The 23,191-nt window shown below is 33.2% G+C and carries 15 protein-coding genes; 7 read left to right on the top strand and 8 right to left on the bottom strand.

The annotated features are described in order from the left end of the window. The first annotated feature begins 118 nt into the window (after window positions 1–118). Window positions 119–2,488 carry a GAF domain-containing protein gene (locus GWR14_RS07095; RefSeq protein WP_163408337.1) on the top strand — a complete coding sequence of 790 codons (2,370 nt, stop codon included), beginning with the start codon at window positions 119–121 and terminating at the stop codon, window positions 2,486–2,488. A gap of 83 nt (window positions 2,489–2,571) precedes the next feature. On the opposite strand, the gene GWR14_RS07090 is transcribed toward GWR14_RS07095, so the two are convergent. Beyond that, entirely contained in the window at window positions 2,572–3,750 is a 1,179-nt protein-coding gene (locus tag GWR14_RS07090) for a Pycsar system effector family protein (RefSeq protein WP_163408336.1), read from the bottom strand. A 25-nt stretch (window positions 3,751–3,775) separates the two neighbouring features. On the opposite strand from GWR14_RS07090, the gene GWR14_RS07085 reads away from it, so the two are divergent. Continuing rightward, a complete protein-coding gene (locus GWR14_RS07085; protein ID WP_163408335.1) occupies window positions 3,776–7,510 on the top strand; it encodes a metallophosphoesterase in 3,735 nt (1,244 codons plus the stop codon). Window positions 7,511–7,578: 68 nt separating this feature from the next. Here GWR14_RS07085 and GWR14_RS07080 read toward each other — a convergent pair whose 3' ends face one another. Together GWR14_RS07080 and GWR14_RS07075 are read right to left on the bottom strand one after the other, a co-directional pair. After that, window positions 7,579–8,436, bottom strand: a complete 858-nt coding sequence (locus tag GWR14_RS07080) for an SdiA-regulated domain-containing protein (protein WP_163408334.1) — start codon at window positions 8,434–8,436, stop codon at window positions 7,579–7,581. Between the two features lie 11 nt (window positions 8,437–8,447). Continuing rightward, window positions 8,448–9,500, bottom strand: a complete 1,053-nt coding sequence (locus GWR14_RS07075; RefSeq protein WP_163408333.1) for a hypothetical protein — start codon at window positions 9,498–9,500, stop codon at window positions 8,448–8,450. Between the two features lie 97 nt (window positions 9,501–9,597). On the opposite strand from GWR14_RS07075, the gene GWR14_RS07070 reads away from it, so the two are divergent. The 3 genes from GWR14_RS07070 to GWR14_RS07060 all read left to right on the top strand — a co-directional run bounded on the left by GWR14_RS07070 (window position 9,598) and on the right by GWR14_RS07060 (window position 15,964). Next, on the top strand, window positions 9,598–10,503 hold the full coding sequence (locus GWR14_RS07070; protein WP_163408332.1) for an ABC transporter ATP-binding protein: 906 nt from the start codon (window positions 9,598–9,600) through the stop codon (window positions 10,501–10,503). Between the two features lie 7 nt (window positions 10,504–10,510). Next, window positions 10,511–11,347: an ABC transporter permease gene (locus tag GWR14_RS07065; protein WP_163408331.1), complete on the top strand. Its 837-nt coding sequence runs from the start codon at window positions 10,511–10,513 to the stop codon at window positions 11,345–11,347. A gap of 93 nt (window positions 11,348–11,440) precedes the next feature. Continuing rightward, the gene (locus GWR14_RS07060) at window positions 11,441–15,964 is read left to right on the top strand and encodes a T9SS type B sorting domain-containing protein (protein ID WP_163408330.1); all 4,524 of its coding nucleotides are present in this window, start codon (window positions 11,441–11,443) and stop codon (window positions 15,962–15,964) included. A 112-nt stretch (window positions 15,965–16,076) separates the two neighbouring features. Here GWR14_RS07060 and typA read toward each other — a convergent pair whose 3' ends face one another. Next, window positions 16,077–17,873, bottom strand: a complete 1,797-nt coding sequence (gene typA / locus GWR14_RS07055; protein ID WP_163408329.1) for a translational GTPase TypA — start codon at window positions 17,871–17,873, stop codon at window positions 16,077–16,079. 382 nt (window positions 17,874–18,255) lie between these two features. Between typA and GWR14_RS07050 the strand changes: the two genes are divergently transcribed. Together GWR14_RS07050 and GWR14_RS07045 are read left to right on the top strand one after the other, a co-directional pair. Continuing rightward, window positions 18,256–19,749, top strand: a complete 1,494-nt coding sequence (locus GWR14_RS07050; RefSeq protein WP_246236296.1) for a PAS domain-containing sensor histidine kinase — start codon at window positions 18,256–18,258, stop codon at window positions 19,747–19,749. Between the two features lie 3 nt (window positions 19,750–19,752). Then, window positions 19,753–20,160, top strand: a complete 408-nt coding sequence (locus GWR14_RS07045; protein ID WP_163408327.1) for a response regulator — start codon at window positions 19,753–19,755, stop codon at window positions 20,158–20,160. A gap of 69 nt (window positions 20,161–20,229) precedes the next feature. On the opposite strand, the gene GWR14_RS07040 is transcribed toward GWR14_RS07045, so the two are convergent. From GWR14_RS07040 to GWR14_RS07025, 4 genes are all read right to left on the bottom strand, one after another. Then, window positions 20,230–21,288, bottom strand: coding sequence for a nucleoid-associated protein (locus GWR14_RS07040; RefSeq protein WP_163408326.1), 1,059 nt, complete (start codon window positions 21,286–21,288; stop codon window positions 20,230–20,232). A gap of 44 nt (window positions 21,289–21,332) precedes the next feature. Beyond that, on the bottom strand, window positions 21,333–21,692 hold the full coding sequence (locus GWR14_RS07035) for a four helix bundle protein (RefSeq protein ID WP_163408325.1): 360 nt from the start codon (window positions 21,690–21,692) through the stop codon (window positions 21,333–21,335). Between the two features lie 115 nt (window positions 21,693–21,807). Further along, window positions 21,808–22,350 carry an IS1096 element passenger TnpR family protein gene (locus GWR14_RS07030; RefSeq protein ID WP_163408324.1) on the bottom strand — a complete coding sequence of 181 codons (543 nt, stop codon included), beginning with the start codon at window positions 22,348–22,350 and terminating at the stop codon, window positions 21,808–21,810. A 190-nt stretch (window positions 22,351–22,540) separates the two neighbouring features. Beyond that, window positions 22,541–23,140 (bottom strand): HPP family protein, encoded by a 600-nt coding sequence (locus tag GWR14_RS07025; protein WP_163408323.1) that lies wholly within the window; start codon window positions 23,138–23,140, stop codon window positions 22,541–22,543. Window positions 23,141–23,191: the final 51 nt, after the last annotated feature.

Genomic DNA, 23,191 nt, shown 5'->3' with positions numbered 1-23,191 from the left:
CCAATAAACAGGACTGTTTTCAAAATAGAAATCTATTGTGTCATGAATGAAAGAAATGAGGAAATTAGCTCTGATTCTTAATTTATGTTTAATTTTGTATTCTAAAACTATATTTCAGATGGATACTCATTTGTTTAAAGAAAGTCCTTTCTTTACTATAATCTCATTTCACAAACTGATTGAGTCGTTTGAAGAAATTGCTTTATCTGATGTTGATTACCGATCTAATTATGCTGAGGCAATTTTAAAGCAAATTGAATCTATACCTGAATTACGAACCGGAATTCAGGATTACTCCATTATTAAGAATAACGAAGGTTTAATAAAAAATATATTAGCAGATTTATTCCCGACAGCTTTAACTCATAACGAAATTAAAGCCGTAACCATTCCGTTTCAAAACATATCTTTTAATTATACAGAACGATTTAAAAAAATTCTGAAAAATGCAGGAGATGAATTTTACATGGAAATTCGTGATTTTGATGATCATCAATTTTACATCAATAACTGTTGTCTGATTCTTAGTTATTATTACAATCAGCATATTGATTTCAATAAACCATTTTTCTATGATATTCCTGACGAAGAAGGTGTAGAAAGACATTATCGCATTTTGTATAATGCCGATTTTATGGAGATTACTCCAACTGATAAATCTGTACAACTGACTCAGGAAGATATCGATTTACTGATTGATAATTACAATGATATTAATTTGTGGAAATCTAAATTTCCTCCGGGAAGCTGGATTTTAAAAGGTTTCGGAATCGTTTCTCTTTTTGATGCTACTACAGAAAGTTCTATTTCTACTTTAAAGAGTAATCTATTAAAACCAAATTCTACAAAACTCGATTCAAATGATGTTTTGGAGAATATTTTCAGATCAATATTTAAAATTCCGAGTTTAAGAGTTGGTTTTATTATTTATAACCCTGAAGAAGAAAAATTTATTAGACCTATTAAATTTGATAAACAAATTACAAGTTTTTTACTTCAGGTTGATCAGGAGGTTGACTGTAAAAATGGCTTTTTTGGCTGTTCATTTGAAAATCTTCTCAATAAAAATGAACCTTTTGTAATTTCGAATGTCAATAAATTTATTGAAGAATCTTCGAATAAAAAACTTGGAGAACATTTATTGAAACAAGGAATTCAAAGCTGTGTTTTTGCTCCGGTAACAAAAGATGGTCACTTATTAGGTGTAATCGAATTGGTTTCTGAAAATGCCAGAGAACTAAATAGTGTTAATGCAACAAAATTAGAATTGGTTTTGCCATATTTAACAGATACTATTGATCGTTATAATACTGATATGCAACATCAGATTGAGGCAATTATTCAGCGCGAATATACAACGATACACCCAAGCGTTTATTGGAAATTTAGAAAAGAATCTCAGAATTATTTCCAAAATATGAATTATACAAAAGATTATATTTTTAAGGAAATTGTGTTTAAGAATGTATTCCCTTTGTATGGTCAAATCGATATTAAAGGTTCATCTGAGCATCGAAATGAGACTGTAAAAAGCGATTTAAAAAACCAACTAACGGCTCTTTTAGAAATTTTCGAAAATCAGGATCCAAATTCGAATCTGGTTCTTTTAGAACAAAGAAAATTTGAACTGGAATCGCTTAGAAGCGAATTAGATTTTCCGCTTAAAGCAGATATGGAGCAGCATATTCAGCGCTATATTGAAGAAGAAATTCATCCTATTCTGAAAAACACCAAAAGTAATGCTAAAAACGAAAAGTTAGAAGAATTGTATTTTGAAAGTCTGGACGAAAAAACAGGAATGTTTTATCAGGAAAGAAAGAAGTTTGATAACGCTATGTCGATTATCAATAAAAAACTGGCTTCGGTTCTGGATAAAAAACAAGTTGAAGCGCAACAGATTTATCCGCATTATTATGAGCGTTTTAAAACGGATGGCGTTGAACATAATTTGTATATCGGAGCTTCGATTTCGCCAACCAAACCTTTTGATATTATGTACCTGCACAATCTGCGTTTATGGCAGTTGCAGACTTTATGCGAAATGGAATTGGAGCATCATCAATTAAAAGAATCGCTACCATACGAATTGGATGTTACATCGTTGATTCTGGTTTTCAGTTCGCCACTCTCTATTCGTTTTAGAATGGATGAAAAACGTTTTGATGTTGATGGAACCTATAATGCAAGATATGAAGTTGTTAAAAAACGAATCGATAAATCGCATATAAAAGGAACAGACGAACGTATTACTGAAAAAGAAAAAATTACAATCGTTTATTCTCAAAACAGTGAAGAAGCAGAGTATTTAAAGTACATTAAATATTTACAACACAAAAAAATCCTGGAACCAGCAATTGAACAATTTGAAGTTGAAGATCTTCAAGGTGTTTCTGGTTTAAAAGCGATACGTGTAAAAGTGATTAATAACGTAAAAAATTCTAAATCGAAAAAAATTACTTATCAGGATTTGTTAGACGAGCTCAACTAAAAGTTGAGCTTTTTCTTTTTAACATATAGAAACATAGACTTTGATGTCTTAACAAGGCTGTCAATCTAAATATGTTTTGAATTTTAAATTGATTTAAAAGCGATTACAAACGCAATTACTGTAATGATAATTCCGAACATAAAAAAGTTATAAGCTATTCTAAGCAAATTGTATTTTCGTTGTAAAACCAGTCCCAGATAATATAAATCTTTTATCATGGTTGAATACAAATAATCACGGTCTTTCATCATTTCGTTCATCGCCCAGTCATAATCTTCAAGAGGCATTTTATAGAAATTTCCAAAGAACATCAAATTTACTTTTTTGGCTTCGACATCGTCACGTGTGAAAATTCCGGATGTTACTTTTGGCCTTGTTGAAAGAATCGCAAAAATGATTGTAATTACACTGGACATGAGCATTATAAAAGTAGGAACAACTAAATGTGCATTCTTCGGGCTGTCTAGTTTTGGAATAATAGATGAAAGTGCAATCGAAATAATAATTGCATTTACGGATAATAAAATATTGGCTTTGCTATCTGCAATACCGCTTAATCGTGTATGGTTTCCTAATGTAACACGAAACAAAGTATCGATACCACGATCTGGTTTTTCAGTTTTGTCCTTTTTTTTGTTTTCTGCTTCAATTGCAGCGGAAGCTTTGAGTTCCTGTTTGCTTATTTTTTTCTGAAGAAGAATCAGGTTTTTTTCTTTTAAAGGCTGCCATTTTCTTAAAGCATAATCGGTATAAAAGCGATGTTTGTTGAGTAAAAAGTTCAGGTTTTCCTTTGTCCATTCTGAATTTGTGAAGTTGACAATGCCAGTGTTCTTAAGTTCCAAGCGAAGCAATTCGCAGGTAGTTGCATATTCTGTTCCCATTAAATGAGCATAATCAGCATCTTTAATGATTTTTTCTAAATGTGTTTTAGGGACATAGTCTTTGATCGTTGCCAAAATCAAACTGGAAACACTTTTTATAAATTCATCCGATTGCCCTTTTTCTTTTAAAAAAGTTTCAGCAATTTTTGCACTCTCTTTTTCATGGTTGTCATAACCTTCAATATATCCGGTGTCATGAAACCAGGCAGCAACCAAAAGAGCTGTTTTATCTTCATCATTTACTTCTTCTTTTTTGCAAAGCTCTTTTACAGCACTTACGACTGTAAAAGTATGGTTGAAATTATGATAAGAATATAAATTAGATAGTTTATCTTTGAGTAAATTACTGACGAAATCTTCGGATTGTTCTATTAGATTCATAAAGAATATTTTATACCACTAAATTATGAAATTGTTTTTGGATAATCATTTTGTTACTGCTATTAAAAGTTTTTCTTTAGCAATAATCACTACCTTACTTATAATTTCGTGTGCGACGCATAAAGCGCAATATGGAAAAAATGTGAGTGCCAACGAAACACAAAACGCAACAGATACTATAAAAATTGCACATACTTTCTATTTAGTTGGTGATGCCGGAAATGCTGATGAAGAACAGGCAAAGCAAACATTGGAATTATTACATGAAAAACTTAAAAAGTCGGGTAAAAAAGCGACTTTGTTATTTTTGGGAGACAACATTTATCCTAAAGGTTTTCCAAGTGATAAAAATACCGAAAACAAAGCCTTAGCTGAAACAAAACTAAACAATCAGCTTAAATTATCAGAAGGTTTTAAAGGGAAAACAATCTTTATTCCCGGAAATCATGACTGGTACAGCGGTATCAAAGGCCTGGAACGTCAGGCTGATTATGTGACTAAATATCTGAATGATAAAAAAGCATTTTTACCCAGAAAAGCTTGTCCTATCGAAGATGTAAAAATTGACAGTACAACAACATTGGTTACTGTTGATAGTGAATGGTTTCTTGAAGACTGGGATAATCATCCAACTATGAATGATAATTGTGATATTAAAACCAGAGAAGACTTTTTTGACGAACTGGAAAGTATTCTAAATAAAAATCAGGAGAAAACAGTGGTTTTGGCGATTCATCATCCTTTGATGAGTAACGGAACACACGGCGGGCAATTTTCGTGGGAAAAACAATTATTTCCTTTGGAGAAAAAGATTCCGCTTCCGGTTATTGGGTCGTTTATCAATTTACTTCGAAAAACTTCCGGTGCGAATCCACAGGATCTTCAAAATAAACAATATACAATCTATTCAAAACGAATTAAAACACTGCTTCAAAAGCAGAAAAATGTAATCGTTGTTTCCGGTCATGATCATAATCTGCAGTACATCAGCAAAGAAAATATCAATCAGATTATTAGTGGTGCCGGCTCAAAATCTGAAGCTGCAAGAGCAATAAATGCAACTGATTTTTCGTATGGAGGGAATGGTTATGCAACATTAACGTTATACAAAAGCGGAGATGCAAAAGTGGCTTTCTTTGGAAACGAAAATAATCAGGAAAAAAAGCTTTTTGAACATGAAATCATAAAAGCAAAGGAGATAAACTGGGCTTCTAATATCCCGAACAACTTTCCGGCAACGATTAAAACTTCAATTTATTCTCCAGAGATGACCAGAAAAAGTCTTTTTCATAAATTCTTGTTCGGGAATCATTACAGAAAATATTACAGCATGCCAATTGAAGTCAGAACGGCCACTGTAGATACTTTAAAAGGTGGTTTGAAACCTATTCGTGAAGGAGGAGGACACCAATCTGTTTCGTTGCGTATGTCAGATCCGCAAGGGCGTGAGTATATAATGAGAGCGATGAAAAAAAGTGCGACTGTTTTTTTGCAGTCGGTTGCTTTTAAAGATCAATATATTGTAAATGATTTTAAGGAAACTTATACTGAGGGTTTTCTATATGATTTTTATACCACGTCTCATCCATACGCATCTTTTGTAACTGCGAGTATGTCTGATCAGATAGGACTTTCACATACTAATCCGACTTTATATTATATTCCGAAACAGGACGGGTTGAAAGAGTTTAATTCAAACTTCGGAGATCAGTTGTATATGGTTGAAGAACGTCCGGCTGACAATCATCTGGATGCTAAAAATTTTGGGAATCCATCAAACATTATCAGCACTGATGATATGATGAAAAATCTTCATAAGGATGAAAAATATACAGTTGATGAAAAAGAATACATCAAAGCGCGTTTGTTTGATATATTAATTGGCGATTGGGACAGGCATAGCGATCAGTGGCGCTGGGGCGAATATAAAAAAGGAGATAAGGTTGTTTACAAACCAATTCCGCGTGATCGTGATCAGGCTTTTGTAAAATATGACGGAGCTTTGCTTTCACTTATAATGAATATTCCGGCAATTCGTCACATGCGTACTTTTAAAGGAAATAAAATCAATGTAAAATGGCTGGGAAGAGAGCCGTATCCGATGGATTTGGCTTTTCTAAGAACAGCTGAAGAAAAAGACTGGATAGAACAGGCTAAATATATTCAGGAAAACCTATCGGATGCCGATATTGACGCTGCTTTTAAAAACATGCCAAAAGAAGTTCAGGACGAAACAGTTGAAGACATCAAACAGAAATTAAAAAGCAGAAAAAAAGACCTTCAAAAATATGCTTCGAAATATTCAGATGTGTTAAGCCGAACTGTAATGCTGGCTGGAACTGATAAAAAAGATAAATTTGTAATCAATCATAATGCAAAAAAGAGCATAGAAGTTCAGGTTTTCAGAGTTAAAAAAGAGGGGGATGATTTAGTTTATACCAAAACAGTAACCGATGATAAAACCAAAAACTTATGGATTTATGGTCTTGATGATAATGACGTTTTTGAAGTAAAAGGAGATTCGAAATCCAATATTAAAATTCGTTTGATTGGTGGTCAAAATAATGATACCTATACTATTGAAAACGGTAAAAAGGTGATTGTGTATGATTTTAAATCAAAAGCAAATACCTATAATTTAGATTCAAAAACCAAAACCCAGCTTACAGATGATTATGACGTCAATTTGTATAATTATGAAAAACCAAAATACAATGTTATAGCAGGGCTTCCAAATATTGGTTATAATCCGGATGATGGGGTAAAACTGGGTGTCAATTTAAATTATACAGTCAATAATTTCAAACAAAATCCTTATACACAGCGTCACGTTTTAAACGGGTTCTATTATTTTGCAACTGGTGGTTTAGAATTTAATTACGCAGCACATTTTCCGGGATTATTAGGAAAATGGGTTATTGATGTTGAATCGCAGTATACAACGCCAAATTTTGCGATGAACTATTTTGGATACGGGAATGAAACTGAAAATAATGACGACGAATTTGGAATGGATTACAACAGAGTCCGTATTAGAAAGTTTACTGTTTCCGGAGCAGTAAGACATGTTGGGCGTTTTGGAAGTGAATTTAGCATACAGCCAGTTTTTCAGCGTTTGACAGTTGAAGAAACGGAAAATCGTTTTATTGATATACCGGGCATTATAAATCCGAATGTGTTTGATAGCCAGACTTACGGAGGTTTGAAAGTGAAATATGCGTTTAGAAATTCTGATTTTACAGCAAAACCAACTCTGGGAATGTATTTTATGATTTCGGGAATGTGGGTAACGAACTTAACTGAAACCAACCAAAATTTCCCAACTATTGAAAGTATTTTAGGATTTACACATAAAATTGATCACAACGGGAAATTAGTTTTAGCTACATTTTTGAAAGGAAAAACAATCCTGAATAATAATTTTGATTTTTATCATGGTGCTTTTTTAGGAGGAGATACAGATTTGAGAGGCTATAGAAACGAGCGTTTTTTAGGAAACTCCTATTTTTCTCAAAGCAGTGATTTACGACTCAGTATTGGGAAAATCAATCGTACAATTGTACCAATGACGTACGGGATTCTGGGAGGTTTTGATTACGGAAGAATCTGGCTTGACGGGGAAAATTCAAGAAAATGGCATCAGGATTACGGAGGCGGATTATGGCTGAATGCAATCAATTTAGTAACTGCCAGAATCTCTTATTTCCAGTCTCCTGATGAACCGGGAAGAGTTATTTTTGGAGCAGCGTATAGTTTTTAATTTTAGTTGCTAAGACTCTAAGTTTTTTTAGTATCTCAGGATCTTAGCAACTTAAAATTTCAGGTTACTTAAAGTTTAAATTCATAGACATTTCCGCCAATTTTATCGGCTTTTTCATCAGCGATAAGTAATGTATTGTTGTCTTTGAAAACCGTGGCTTCTTTTTGTGAAAAATGATTTAAATTTACCTCTGTCTGTGAACCTTTATGAAATAAATCTCCTTTGAAGCCTTTCAATAAAACAATTTTATCGTGACTTAACAATGCTACTTTTTTACCGTCCGGACTAATAGTAGCACTGGTTAAAACGCAATGATTGTAGTTGTTGCAGGTTTTAAATTCGCCTATTTTAACTGCTTTTTGAGTTCCTGAAGCATTTTTGATTTTGTAAATAAATACCGTCCCGTCAAAACCTTTGCTTCGGTTTTTGGTGAAAAGATAAAAATAGCCGTTTTGTTCAAAGAAGCTTTCCACATCATAAAACAGTTCTCTTTTTTTTGGAGGAAACTCTTTTTGTTCCGGATAGGAGAATGAAATTTTATATTCGGCCAAAGCAGTTTCTTTATTTAATTGATTTTTATTGACTTTATAAATGCATAAATCCCTGCGTTCATTGTCATTATTGCCAAAATCTCCGATATAAATATTACCGCTTTTATCTTTGGTAATATCTTCCCAGTCTACATTTTTTGCATTTGAAATAGTAATAGTTTTAGCTAATTTTCCTTGAGAATTAATTGCGTAAATAGCATTTTTATTACCGCTGTCTTCCAAAGTATAAAGCGTATTGGTTTCTGGAAAATAGGTTATCCCTGAAACTTCTTTTAATTTTTTAGGAAGCGAATAAAGTTTTTTTAAATCGGTATTAGACTGTTGCTGACAAGCTAATAAAGCAATGGAAACGATTATTAGAAAAGACTTTTTCATAAAATTATTTTTTAAACCAAGTTGGTGTTTTTAAAGTTACGCGTTATAAATTCGAAGGCAGCATGCATGATGTGTCCCATTGATTTTGCGTTTTTAAATTTCATATCATTAGTATAACGGTATAATTCCATTTTTAGCTGATTCAAATGTTCTTCTGTTGAAATAGTATCGTGACACATTATATTCAGTAATTTTTTAATTCTGTTTTCAGCAGAATGGATTCGTTTAGCCAAAATAGCACGTTCCTCATCTTTATACTGAAAAATGGAACGTTCTTCCAGTTTGTCTTTAATTAATTTTATCATTGGGTAATTTTCCTTGAAAAACTGAGGACGATATACTTTAAAATTACCTTCATAGCATTGCTGATCAAAATCGATTGGACGAATTTTATAAACCACCTGATCAAAATCATGAATCGGGACAATTACATAATTATACGCTCTCATATCGCCCAACAACCGAATCATACAGCGCTCATTAAACTTTACAAACTCTTTTGCAATTTGTGCTTTTTCTGTTTCAGTACATTTGTCCAGTAAAGTATCCATAAAAACATCGCCGGGAATTCCAATAATATGTTCTTCTATTAAAGTATCATTGTATACTAAAAAGTTGATTTTATCAGGTGAAAGAATATCTTCTAATTCCAATCCGTAAATTCTCGAAGCATCGGCTTTTTTGATATAAAAATGAACGTAATTGTCGTTCAGGATATTTCGGACTTTGATTCGGAAAGGTTTTGAGTTTCCAAAAGTACAATAGTCAATTGCATCAACATTGAGGTACTGAATAATTTCGCTGTTCCCGTCAGAATGCAGAAGCGAATAGATTTTTTTCAGATTTAGGTCAATTTCATTTCTCTCAAACTCGTTATAGTAAACCCTGATCCATAATGTGTCGGCATCGTTTTTATCATAGACGTTTATAGAACCTGAAAAGCGCAGTAAGTCATCATAAAATACAGAAACTTTGGAGATTCTCTCATATCGCTCCAGATAACTTAAAAGTGGCTGTGTTAGAGGGTAAGAAGGCTTTTTTAACAGCATTAAAGGCTCGCTCATTTTCTATATCTTTATATGCAAATTTACATTAATTTATATTTTGAAGTAACAAAAGCAAGCTTGAAACGTCTTACTAAAAACTAAAACCTCAATAAATTTGGAAACCATACTTACAATTGAGAATCTTCATAAACGATATGGGCGGATCCAAGCTCTGAAAAATATATCTTTTGAAATACAAAAAGGAAGGGTATACGGTATTCTGGGACCGAACGGTAGCGGAAAATCGACCACTTTAGGAATTGTTCTGAACGTTGTAAAACGAACATCAGGGAATTACAGTTGGTTTTGTGGAAAAATGCAGACACATGAAGCTTTGAAAAAAGTGGGCGCTATCATAGAAAGACCTAATTTTTATCCTTATATGACTGCCGAAGAAAATTTGAAACTGGTCTGCAAAATCAAAAGTATTGATTATTCTAAAATCGATGAAAAACTTGTTTTAGTTGGTTTGGTTGAAAGAAAGAATAGTAAGTTCAGTACTTTTTCGCTCGGAATGAAGCAGCGTCTGGCAATTGCTTCTGCACTTTTAAATGACCCTGAAATTTTAATTCTGGATGAACCTACAAATGGTTTAGATCCTCAGGGGATTCATCAGATTCGGGATATTATTAAAAAAATTGCTTCGCAGGGAACCACAATTTTACTAGCATCTCATTTATTGGATGAAGTCGAAAAAGTTTGTTCGCATGTTGTGGTTTTACGAAAAGGGGAGATGCTGTATTCCGGTTCTGTTGACGGAATGTCGGCAAATGAAGGTTTCTTTGAAGTTCAGTCAGAAGATATTGAAACTTTGAAATCGGTTTTGAATGAGCATCCTGCAATCGATAGAATTGCGGAAGAGGAAGAAAAGGTTTTAGTTTATTTAAAGTCAGAATTGTCAGCTTCAGAATTAAACCAATTTCTGTTTTCAAGAAACATTATACTAAGTCATTTGGTAAAACGCAAAAACAGTTTAGAAGCTCAATTTTTAGAATTAACCAAAAATGCACCTTCAAAATAAGCCGGCCATGAATAGACTTCTCTCTATAGAATTACAGAAAATATGGAAAAATAAAGCCAGTAAAATATTGACACTGACGTATTTTATTTTGCTCTCTTTTATTGCATTAATTGCTTCTGTCAAATTTGATATCGGATTTTTTAAATTTCATTTAGCTGAAATGGGGATTTTTAATTTTCCGTTTATCTGGCATTTTAATACTTATATTGCTGCATGGCTCAAGTTTTTTCTCGCTATCGTGATTGTTTCTATGACGGCAAATGAATATAGTTACGGGACTTTAAAACAAAATTTGATTGATGGTTTAAGCAAGAAAGAATTTATTTTATCAAAATTCTTAACGGTTGTATTTCTTGCTTTTGGCTCAACTGTTTATGTTTTTATAATGAGTTTGATTTTAGGATTTTGTTTTTCATCTTATACAGAATTCGATATTGTTTTTAGTGATTTGGATTATCTTTTGGCGTTTTTTATAAAACTTACAGGTTTCTTTTCTTTTTGTTTGTTTTTGGGGATTTTAGTAAAACGATCTGCTTTTGCATTAGGTTTTCTTTTGGTTTGGAGTATTCTGGAAGGAATTGTAAAAGGCCTTTTAATTTTTAAAATTTTTCCCGAAAGTACAATTGGTTATACAATTACAAAATTTTTTCCTTTAGAGGCGATGTCAAATTTAATTGTTGAACCATTCTCGAGATTATCTGTTGTAAAAACTATCGGAAATCAAATAGGCATTCAAAATGCTAAAGATTATAGTGTTAGTTATTTTTCAGTTTTGATTGTATTGATTTGGATATTTTTATTTGTTTTCTTTTCGTATAAAATATTAAAAAATAGGGATTTATAGTTTTTTTGTGATGATATAGTGCTTTTTAGCACTGTCTGAATCAGAAACATTATTTTAGTTTTAAAAGTAATACAAAAATTATTACTTTTAAAAATGCTAAAAAATATACGTTTATATCTTTCACTGTTATTACTGCCGTTTTTGAGTTTTTCACAATTTAGTAAAACTCATTATATTCCGCCTGTAGTGGCTTCAAGTGGTGTGCCTGTTGGCGAACAGTATATTTATATTTCTACTCCAAGTCTGACTCCTGTTAATTTTAGTATTAACGAAATTGGAGGTTCAATTACTACCGGAACAGTTTCAAGGGATACTCCTTATATTTTTAACATCAATACGCACAATGTAAATCAATTGGTTTTAGACCAGACAGAAGCTAGTATTATTAAATCGAACCGGGGTTATACTATTGAAGCTTCGGATGTCGTGTATGCAACAGTAAGGATTATTGACAGAACCGGGAATCAGTCCAGTGAGATAGTTTCTAAAGGTTTGGCAGCATTAGGGACCCAGTTCAGGATTAGCGGTCTTACTAATAGATTAAACAGAGGGTATTCGGATAGGCATTTAACATTTGCATCTGTACTGGCAACAGAAAATAATACGGTAGTTAATTTTACCAATATCAAAACAGGAGCAGTTTTGATTAATAATGCTATAAGCGGAAACTCAGCTCCAAGTGTAACCTTAAATAGTGGTGAGAGTTATACTATTGCGGTGCAGGGCCCCACTGCTGCTAATAATGACGCATTGATTGGGGCTTTAATTTCTTCTAACAAGCCTATAGCTGTAAACTGTGGTTCTTTTGCGGGATCGAATGGCGAATTAAGTAATAATATAGATTTAGGCTTTGATCAGATTGTTTCGGCAGAAAGAACCGGTACCGATTATATTTTTATTAAAAGTACAGGTTCTGTGAATTTAGAAAAAGTGATTTTAATTGCACATGAAGATAATACCGAAATATTTTTAAATGGTTCTGCAACTTCAAATTATACCATTAATGCGGGGGAGTACGTTACGCTTTTAGGTTCAGATTACAATTCTCAGGGAAATTTATATGTACGTTCTGATAAAAATATTTTTGCTTATCAAAGTGTGGGTGACGCATTAAGACAGGATGAAGCCAATCAGGAAATGTTTTTTGTACCGCCTTTAAGCTGTCAGACTCCAAAATCTATAGATAATATTCCATCTATTGAATCAGTTGGAAATCGTGTTTTTACAGGCAGGGTTACTCTTACTACTAAAACAGGCTCAGATTTAAATTTTATAATAGACGGTGTTCCATATGCTTTGGCCACATTGCCAACAAAAGTAAAAGTCTTAGGTCCAACTATTGTAACAGGAAATACTGAATATGAATGTTATGTTCTAACAGGTCTTACTGGAAACGTATCCGTTTTTTCGACATCTCAATTATACTTAGCAGCATATGGGAGCGATGGAGCGGCAACATTTGGAGGGTATTATTCGGGTTTTACCTTTAAACCGGAAATTAATTTTCAGCAATTAAGTGTAACTCAGTCAGGCTGCATACCTAATGTTAGGCTAAATGTGAGTTCAGTTGCAGGATTCGATGTGTTTCAGTGGTATTTTAATAATGTCGAAATTCCGGGAGCTAATTCAAATAGCTATTCGCCAACACAACCGGGATATTATAAAGTAAGAGCAACATTGTCAGCTTGTGGGACAGATTATTTTTCAGATGAAATTCCGGTTAGTGATTGTCCTGGAGATATGGATAATGACAAATCCAATGATAATATAGATCAGGACAATGATGGGGACGGTATAACAAATTGTACTGAATCTTTTGGGAATCAGAATATAGATCTTTCCAATTTAAATTCGAATAGTATTTCTGTTAACACATACGCTAATTCGTTTACAGGAGCAGTCACAACTTCAATGACCGCCGGTAGCGTACCTTTTTCGGGGAACCCTGACGGAAGTTTCGTTAGTGAAGTACCCGCGGGAAAAACGAATTGGGTAAAATATACCATGACTTTTGCTCAGCCTGTTTCAGTTGGACTGGATTATATCACTTCTGGAAATACTTCAGATTTATTGAATTCTGGAGCTGAATATGTTGTAAATTCAGAAACCAACAAAACGATAACTGTATTAAATCCAAACAATCAATTATTAATAGATACCAATTATGATGGATATTATGAAAGTGGTGTAACTGAATTTTCATCCTTCGAAATTCGTTTCAGGTTGAATGGTGCTGTTTCTTTGGCAGCTGGTACGGGTACTTTTAAATTTTTAACGTATCAGTCTAAAATGATTAGTTTTAAACATCAGAATCTTTCCGATACAGTATTAAACAGAACATCCTTAAAATTTTATTTGGCCTGTGTTCCAAAAGATTCTGATAATGAAGGTATTCCGGATCAGTTGGATTTAGATAGTGATAATGATGGAATTCCGGATGCTGTAGAAGCAAAAGGCATAAATTTAAAAGCAGCTTCTAATACTGATACTAATCATGACGGAATTGATGATGTTTATGGGAACGGATTAACGCCTTCCGATTTTGACAATGATACAATTCCTGATTATTTAGATTTGGATAGTGATAATGACGGAATTTACGATTTAATCGAATCCGGATGTAATGCTGCTGATGCCAATCGGGATGGTGTAATTGACGGAAATAATTTTGGTTCAAACGGATTGGCAAATGCTGTAGAAACTACCCCTGAAAGTGGAAAACTAAATTATAGCATAGCTGATACGGATTCAGACGGTATTTATAATTTTGTTGAATGGGATAGTGATAATGATCTTTGTTCAGACGTGATAGAAGCAGGATTTATTGATGCTAATAATGATCGTTATCTTGGAACGGTTTCTCCTCCAGTAGTAAATAAAAACGGTATTGTTACAAGCGGAATTGGTTATACAACTCCAAACTTAAATTATATACTTGCAGCATCAATTGTTATTGATAACCAGCCGGAAAATAAATCGGTTTGCGAATTACAAAATACAATTTTTACAGTAACTGCTGCTTCAATTTCCGGTTATCAATGGCAGGTTTCTACAAATAATGGAGCGACCTGGGCAGATTTGGTTAATAATGCGATATATTCGGGAGTAAATACATTATCCTTGGCAGTTTCAGGTGTTTCGAAAACTATGGATACGTATCAGTACAGAGTGTTTTTGAACCGAACAGGCAATTCATGTGGATTGTATTCCAACGCAGCAATTTTGACAATATTGGCATTGCCGACAGTTAATTCGCTCGTAACGTTAGTACAATGTGATGATGATACAGATGGTATTTCGATGTTTAATCTCACGCAGAAAAATAATGATATTTCTGCAAATTCTGCTTTAGAGAAATTCAGTTATTATACCACTTTTGCAGCAGCAGAATCAAAAGACAATGCATTGTTAATTGCAAATCCATATGCTTACAGGACTTCTGATAAAACCATTTATGTACGAATTGAAAATACAAACGGCTGTTTTACGATTTCACAATTGAATCTTTTGGTTTCGGTAACTCAAATGCCGACTACTTTTCAGATTGCAGATTATAATTTATGCGACGATTTTGTAGATGGTGTGAGTACAGATACAGATGGTGTTTCCGCTTTTAATTTTAGTAGTGTCACACAGCAAATCAAAAACGCACTTCCAGCTTTAGGATCAAATTATACGATAAGTTATTACAAAAATGAGGCAGATTTTCTGGCTGAAACAGACATTTCAGGAAATTCGTTAGCGATTACCAATATTTCAAATTATAGAAATATCGGATATCCAAATAATCAAAAAATATGGGCAAGAATAGAAAATTCGTTATCGAACGATTGCTTCGGATTTGTGAATTTTAATTTAATAGTAAATCCATTTCCAAATATAGATTTAAATGCTAACGGATTAGAAAATGAGATAGTCTGTATTAATTTGCCTGAGTTTATGGTGAAGCTTGAAGCAGGTATTAATGATGGCACATCAATAAATAATTATTCGTATCAATGGAATTTGAATGGTAATGTAATTTCTGGGGCGACTACTTATTCGATAGAAGTAAATAAAGAAGGAGTTTATAGTGTTGAAGTAAAAAATGCAAGTAATTGTTCGAGAATCCGTACTATAAAAGTAGCGGCATCCAATATGGCTGAAATTAAAGATGTTGAAATTAGGGATTTAAGTACTAATAACTCCGTTATGGTAGATGTAACAGGTCCGGGAAATTATGTTTATAGTATTACGGATTCAAATGGGCCTTACCAGGATTCCGGTTTGTTCGAAAATGTTACTGCGGGCTTTCATACAATTTACATCAAAGATTTGAATGGATGCGGTATTGCTGAAAAAGCGATTGCAGTTCTTGGAGCACCGAAATTTTTTACCCCAAACGGAGATGGTTATAATGATACATGGAATGTACAAGGTGTAAGTGCAGATTTTTATTCTAAATCGATAATTTATATTTTTGACAGATACGGAAAATTAATTAACCAAATTTCGCCTTTTGGATCAGGCTGGGATGGAACCTTTCAGGGAAGTCCATTACCTGCTGATGATTACTGGTATACTGCAAAATTTCAAGATGGCCGCGAAGCAAAAGGGCATTTTAGTTTAAAAAGATAACTCTTTTAATCTCAATTTTTTAAATTCCAAATTCTAAAACAAAGCTAAAAAAATATCCCAAACTCCTAAAAAATTGGAATTTGGGATTTTTATATTGAGATTTAAAATCGAATTAGATTTTATATCTTTTTCTATCAGTTTCACTCAAGTAAATCTTTCTTAAACGAAGAGATTTTGGAGTAACTTCAACATACTCATCTTTTTGAATGTACTCTAAAGCTTCTTCTAAAGAGAATTTGATAGCCGGAATAATTCTGGCTTTATCATCAGCTCCGGAAGAACGTACATTAGAAAGTTTTTTCGTTTTAGTAACGTTAACAGTCATATCGTCGCTACGAGTGTTTTCTCCAATAACCTGACCTTCATAGATATCCTCATTTGGATCAACGAAGAATTTACCACGATCTTGTAATTTATCGATAGAGTAAGGAATTGCTTTTCCGTTTTCCATAGAGATTAATGAACCGTTGTTACGTCCAGGAATTTCTCCTTTGTATGGTTCGTATCCAATGAAACGGTGTGCCATGATAGCTTCACCAGCTGTAGCAGTAAGTAATTGGTTTCTTAAACCGATAATTCCACGAGATGGAATGTTGAATTTAATGATCATACGCTCACCTTTACCTTCCATAGAAAGCATTTCACCTTTACGGATAGTAACGAATTCAACCGCTCTACCTGAAAGATTTTCTGGTAAGTCTATAGTTAATTCCTCAATTGGCTCACATTTAACACCATCAACTTCTTTGATGATAACTTGTGGCTGACCAATTTGAAGTTCATAACCTTCTCTTCTCATTGTTTCAATAAGAACTGACAAGTGAAGTACACCACGGCCAAAAACCATGAATTTATCAGCAGAATCAGTTTCGCCAACTTTCATCGCTAAGTTTTTCTCTAACTCTTTTGTTAATCTTTCACGGATATGTCTGGAAGTAACAAATTTACCTTCTTTACCAAAGAAAGGAGAATCGTTAATTGTAAACAACATACTCATTGTTGGCTCATCGATAGCGATAGTTTGTAAAGCTTCTGGATTTTCGAAGTCAGCGATTGTATCACCAATTTCAAAACCTTCAATACCTACAACAGCACAAATATCACCAGCAACAACCTGCTCTACTTTTCTACGGCCTAAACCTTCGAAAGTGTGTAATTCTTTAATTCTAGATTTGATGATTTTTCCATCTCTTTTTACTAAAGAAATTGGCATACCTTCTTTTAAAATACCTCTTTCAAGACGACCAATAGCGATACGACCTGTAAATGAAGAGAAATCCAAAGATGTAATCAACATTTGTGGAGTACCTTCAGAAACTTTAGGAGCTGGAACATTTGCGATAACCATGTCTAATAATGGCTCAATGTTTTGCGTTTGAACTTTCCAGTCATCAGACATCCAGTTGTTTTTAGCAGAACCGTAAACAGCAGGGAAATCCAATTGCTCTTCAGTAGCGCCTAATTCAAACATTAGATCAAAAACTTTCTCATGAACTTCTTCTGGAGTACAGTTTTCTTTATCTACTTTATTGATAACCACGCAAGGTTTCAATCCTAAATCGATCGCTTTTTGTAAAACGAAACGAGTTTGTGGCATTGGACCTTCAAAAGCATCAACTAGCAAACATACACCATCGGCCATGTTCAATACACGTTCTACTTCACCTCCAAAATCGGCGTGGCCTGGAGTATCGATAATATTGATTTTTGTTCCTTTATATTGAACAGAAACGTTTTTAGAAGTAATTGTGATACCTCTCTCACGCTCCAAATCGTTATTATCCAGGATTAAATCACCTGTGTTTTCGTTTTCACGAAATAACTGACAGTGATACATAATTTTATCAACCAAAGTGGTTTTACCGTGATCGACGTGGGCAATAATTGCAATGTTTCTAATAGATTCCATCTGTGATTTTTAATGGGCGCAAAGGTACACTTTATTTTGTAAAAAAAAACGTTTTAAAGATAGTTTGCGTAATGCCAGTGAATTAGTTTAAACAATAGTTTACCAGAGCAGAGTTTAAAATGTTTCAATTTTTTTCAAATTGGTTTATTTAGACTATATTTGAGTAATGAAAAGCAAACCGAAACAAATTACGTTAATATATGTTGTTATTTCGTTGTTTATGGCTATTTTGTGCCATAAGCTATTGGTTTTCTATGCTTTGAAAGCGAATTTTTATTACTTCAGTTTTCTAAAAGATATCATTTTTATTTTTTTTACAGGTATAATTTTTAATTATATTTTGTCTAAAAATGAGAGTAGGAATATTTCTATTTTAAAAAAAATGCAATCTACCAATGAGGAGATTAAGGAATCTAACGAAAAATATGATATTGTGGCAAAAGCTACCAGTGACACAATATGGGATTGGAGGATTCAGGAAGACTACATAACATGGAATAAAGGAATTGAAAATGTTTTTGGTTATAAACAGGAAGAAGTTGGTCTGACTTCAAAATGGTGGTTTGATAAAATTCATCCCGAAGACAGTATCAGAATGTCTGTTAAACTATATTCTTTTATTGAACAAAAAACTGAAAAATGGCAGGACCAGTATCGTTTCAGATGTTCAGACGGGACCTATAAATATGTTTTGGACAGGGGATTTCTTTTGAAGGATGAAAATGGTAAAGCTGTCAGAATGATTGGAGCTATTCAGGACATTACGAAACAAAAGGAGGAAGAGCAGCGACTTAAACTTTTAGAAACCGTTATCATTCAGTCCAAAGATTCTATTTTAATTACCGAAGCTAATTCTACAGATGGAAAAATTCCAAGGATTGTTTATGTAAATCCAGCTTTCTCTAAAATGTCAGGATATGAATCTGATGAAATTCTGGGACAGTCACCAAATGTTTTTAAAGGACCTAATTCAGATTCTGAAGCACTGAAAAAAGTATTAAAGGCCATCAAAGAAGAAAAAGAGTGCTTAATAGAAACCATAAGTTATAGTAAGTCAAAAAATGAATATTGGGTTCGTTTTTCAATGATTCCAATTTTTAATGCAGAAGGTGTTTTGTCGCATTGGATATCTATTCAGCAGGATATTACTGAAGAAAGGAGGATGGAGACGGAAAAAGAACATTTGATCCGCGAACTGACCCAGAATAATAAAGATTTAAAGCAGTTTTCTTATATAACTTCGCATAACCTAAGGGCTCCATTGTCTAATCTAATGGGGCTTCTGAATCTGATTGAGGACATTCCGATTGAAAATCCTGAACTGGAAGAAATTCTGAATGGTTTTTATAAATCAACATACCTTTTAAACGAAACGATTAATGATTTGGTAAAAGTGATTATTATAAAAGATAATCCTTCGATGCAAAAAGAAATGGTTTCGCTGAGCGAGGTCTTTGAAAATGTATTTGGGCAGTTGTCTTTTCAGATAGAAATGCATAAGCCTATCATAAAACTCAAACTGGATAAGGTTCCTTTACTTAATACAAATAAGGCATATATTGAAAGTATATTGCTAAATTTGCTTACAAATTCCATAAAATACAAATCTGAGAATAGAAAACTCAAAATTTCTATAACAGCCGAACAGATAGATCAAACAGTGTTTTTGACTTTTGCCGATAATGGTATAGGTATTGATCTGGAAAGGAACCGCGATAAAGTTTTTGGATTATATCAAAGGTTTCATAATTATCCTGACAGTAAGGGACTTGGGTTGTATCTTGTGAAATCTCAGGTTGAAACTATGGGCGGAACAATTAGTGTAGAAAGCGAGGTTAATAAAGGAACCTCATTTATCATAACATTTAAAAATTAAGTTATGCTGGAGCAAATATTATGTATAGATGATGATCCTATTGCATTGCTGTTGTCTAAAAAAGTAATTGCAAAATCTGGTTTTTCAGATGAAGTTATTACAGCGCAGAATGGAGAAGAGGCATTGTCGTATTTTAATTCCTTAAAGTACAATACCACAAAAGCAGTCAAAAAACCTCAGTTGATTTTTCTGGATTTAAATATGCCTGTCATGGGTGGCTGGGAGTTTCTGGATCATTTTACAGCTGCTGACTATGACGGGTTTAATTCTGTAAGCGTTATTGTGCTGTCTTCTACAATTAACCCTGAAGACTTAGATAAAGCGAAAAAATATCCTATTATAATTGATTTTCTTTCGAAGCCTATTACGATACAAATGCTCGAATATTTAAAAAGCAGAATTGAATCATAATAAAAAACGGCATTACTTCTGTAACTGCCGTTTTCTGTTTTTAGTAAGTAAGTAATAGAAATGAAATACTTAGTTTTTTTCTTCTTTGTTGAAATATACTAAGTAGTAATACATTTGCTTTTCTTCATCCCAGCCTTTTTCAACAAATTTTTCTGCACTTTCAGGATTGATGAAATCCATTTTAATCTGAATATGAGTATCCAGATTAATTACGTTTTTGATCGATTTTCTGGCGTCAGAAACTGCTGCGTTGGCAATAGGGAATGAGGTAACATCTTCGATGCTGTATTTTTCTCCTTTATCAACTTTATAGTTTTTAAATTCAGGAATCAAATCAGGATTGTCTAATACTTCATTCAGGAAATTCTGCTCTTCAAACTGATCGTTTTTAGCGAAATAATTCACAGATCGGTTCATAAACATTACTTCCTCTTTCTTGTCTTCGGCTGGCAAAACAACGTCTTTTGCGAAGTTTTGACAGAATTTCAAATATTTTTTAGTGATGAAATTTTCATCTTCAAAAGCATCAACAGATAAAAAGTGCTCTAACCAGTAACGCGCATCATAACGGTTGCTGTCTACAGTTAGGATTTTATATCCTTCTTCTTTTTTAAAGTTGAAAATTAAACATCCTTTATCTAATTTACTCAGATTGATTCCTTGTTGTAGAATCATTTCAAGATTGCTTCCGTTTTCTTCAAATTGTAAAAAGTCTGCTTGCAACTCACTTTTGAAAATTCCGATTGCATCAACAACATTATTATCGATACTTAAATTAGTCAAATAGGTTACATAAACCTCTCCGTTCTTAATATGCGGATGATTTGACTGCTCATACAAATGTTTTGTAATTTTTTTAGAAATCTCATGAACATTTGCCGGATTATCAAAAATTTCAGTTGCATATTTAAACATGTCGTTGTAGTCCAGATCCACTTCGTGTGCAAACTGATAATAGTTTTCTTCTTTTTCTCTAAAAGGTTTAAAAAAGAATTCTTTTATTAGCGGTACAATTTCATCATTTAAATTAAATGGCTGCTCTGATAAAAAAATAGCCTCATTACGGCTTTTGTTTCCTACGCGGTGTATCGCCAGTGTGTCGATGTGAGTGTTGAATAAATTTATCATTTATTTTTAGGTTTGAAGTAACAGAGTGCCAAAGAGACCAAGTTTTATTTGCTATCTTTTAATTTTTTTATAAAGGCGCTTAACATTCGCTCTAATTCTCTGCTTTCTTCGTTTGTTTTACTGAATTGATACTCGGTTATATATTTTAGATTGAATGAAATTTCAAGCTGAGTCTGCATTTCGAATAATGATGAAATAGAAATATTTAAGAATCTTAGTAATTCGGTTTTTCCATTTCTGCCATATCCTTCGGCAATATTACTTGGTATTGAAATGGAACATCTTCTAATTTGTGAAGATAGTCCGTAAATTTCTTCTTTTGGAAATGAATTTGTTAATTGGTAAATTTCAGTTACCAGATTCATAGATTTTTGCCAGATCAAAAGGTCGCGAAAAGTTTTCATATTTTCATATTAAAAAAATTAAATATAAAATTAAGTAAAAACTTACAAAAAAATATTAACTCTTAACTAGAAAATCTTTGTCACTTTGTCACTTTGCATCTTTGTCCCTTAAAAACTAATTCCAATTCTCCTCAAATCCATAATCTTCGAAACTATCATCTCCTTCGAACATGTCAAGATCGTCTTCGTCTAAATCGTCTTCAAATTCTCCGTAGATATCGTTATGCATATCATCAGATTCAAAGTTTTTTTCGATAGCTTCGTCAGGCATTTGGCCATGAGAAAATAAAGTTTCAGGATAAGTTACCCCAACAGCTTCATCTTCAATAGCAGCCAGTTCAACTAAAAACGTCCACATGCTGATGAAATCATAAACGTAGATAATCTTGGTGTTTTCTTTATCTAAAATGCTGGACAATGGATAATCGTTCATGGTTCTTATTTCTCCAGGAACATCTCCTGTATCGAAAAGCGGAATTTCATCTTCCTGATTCCAGGTGTCATCACAAGTATAGAATGAAGCCACTTCAGATCCGTCAAAACCAAAAGCGTTGAAGATTGCATTGTGTAAATCCTCAAGTGTATCTTCCTCAAGAATGGCAATGTCTCTAAAAATATCTTCTTCGGCGTCTAGAATTACTCTAAATTTATAAACCATAATCTTTGTTTTTATTGAGAGGTCAAAGGTAAAATATAAAAAACGAAATACGAATTATGAATTACGATTTGTTGAAAAGATTTTCAAATAGGATTATTGATTTGAGTATCAGTTGTCAGGATGAGCGGAGCCGAAGCCCCTTCTCAATAGAATCATTACTTAAATTTAGTTCAGGATGGCATTAAATGAACTATTTTTTAGACAGTCTTTTTCGAATCCTATGATAATGTTTATGATACGTGCTATGACTAGGGTAGCTTCTGCTTGATGTCATATTATTAAAAACCAAGGCTGTCAAAAGTAAAATCATAACTCCTGTGAAAACTGGAGAAAGAACATACATATAACCTAGCGCTTTTACTTTTTCTGTTCCGATAACGGCAATTAAAGCAGTTGCTCCTCCCGGAGGGTGAAGCGTTTTGGTAATCTGCATTAAAATAATGGCGATTGAAACTGCTAAAGGAGCGGCAATATACATAATGTCAGGAACCAGCTTATGAACCGTTACCCCGACAATAGCTGAAATTACATGTCCGCCAACTAAATTTCGGGGCTGAGAAAACGGACTCTGAATAATTCCGTAAACCAAAACACTCGAAGCTCCGAAAGAACCAATTAAATAAACGGCGTCAGAACCGGAAAAATGAAGAGATTGCACATAGGCCAAAATTCCAATTCCGACAAAAGAACCTAAAAAAGACCAAAAGTGTTCTTTGTAATCAATTAGAGTTTCTTTGTAAAGAATATAACGTGTTTTGCGGTAGCTTCGTTTTATTTTCTGAACAGGCATAGTATGATATTGTTTTGCTTTATTCGTTATGCTTTTAAATACATTTTGCTG

Source organism: Flavobacterium ajazii (assembly GCF_010614725.1).
Lineage (GTDB): Bacteria > Bacteroidota > Bacteroidia > Flavobacteriales > Flavobacteriaceae > Flavobacterium > Flavobacterium ajazii.
Note: the sequence above shows the minus strand (reverse complement) of the source record. Positions and strands in the feature narration are given on the sequence as shown.

Excerpts from the sequence above, each read along its gene's own strand:
- GWR14_RS07095 (WP_163408337.1), top strand. The coding sequence starts at position 119 with ATGGATACTCATTTGTTTAAAGAAAGTCCTTTCTTTACTATAATCTCA.
- GWR14_RS07090 (WP_163408336.1), bottom strand. The coding sequence starts at position 3,750 with ATGAATCTAATAGAACAATCCGAAGATTTCGTCAGTAATTTACTCAAA.
- GWR14_RS07085 (WP_163408335.1), top strand. The coding sequence starts at position 3,776 with ATGAAATTGTTTTTGGATAATCATTTTGTTACTGCTATTAAAAGTTTT.
- GWR14_RS07080 (WP_163408334.1), bottom strand. The coding sequence starts at position 8,436 with ATGAAAAAGTCTTTTCTAATAATCGTTTCCATTGCTTTATTAGCTTGT.
- GWR14_RS07075 (WP_163408333.1), bottom strand. The coding sequence starts at position 9,500 with ATGAGCGAGCCTTTAATGCTGTTAAAAAAGCCTTCTTACCCTCTAACA.
- GWR14_RS07065 (WP_163408331.1), top strand. The coding sequence starts at position 10,511 with ATGAATAGACTTCTCTCTATAGAATTACAGAAAATATGGAAAAATAAA.
- GWR14_RS07060 (WP_163408330.1), top strand. The coding sequence starts at position 11,441 with ATGCTAAAAAATATACGTTTATATCTTTCACTGTTATTACTGCCGTTT.
- typA (WP_163408329.1), bottom strand. The coding sequence starts at position 17,873 with ATGGAATCTATTAGAAACATTGCAATTATTGCCCACGTCGATCACGGT.
- GWR14_RS07050 (WP_246236296.1), top strand. The coding sequence starts at position 18,256 with ATGCAATCTACCAATGAGGAGATTAAGGAATCTAACGAAAAATATGAT.
- GWR14_RS07045 (WP_163408327.1), top strand. The coding sequence starts at position 19,753 with ATGCTGGAGCAAATATTATGTATAGATGATGATCCTATTGCATTGCTG.
- GWR14_RS07040 (WP_163408326.1), bottom strand. The coding sequence starts at position 21,288 with ATGATAAATTTATTCAACACTCACATCGACACACTGGCGATACACCGC.
- GWR14_RS07035 (WP_163408325.1), bottom strand. The coding sequence starts at position 21,692 with ATGAAAACTTTTCGCGACCTTTTGATCTGGCAAAAATCTATGAATCTG.
- GWR14_RS07030 (WP_163408324.1), bottom strand. The coding sequence starts at position 22,350 with ATGGTTTATAAATTTAGAGTAATTCTAGACGCCGAAGAAGATATTTTT.
- GWR14_RS07025 (WP_163408323.1), bottom strand. The coding sequence starts at position 23,140 with ATGCCTGTTCAGAAAATAAAACGAAGCTACCGCAAAACACGTTATATT.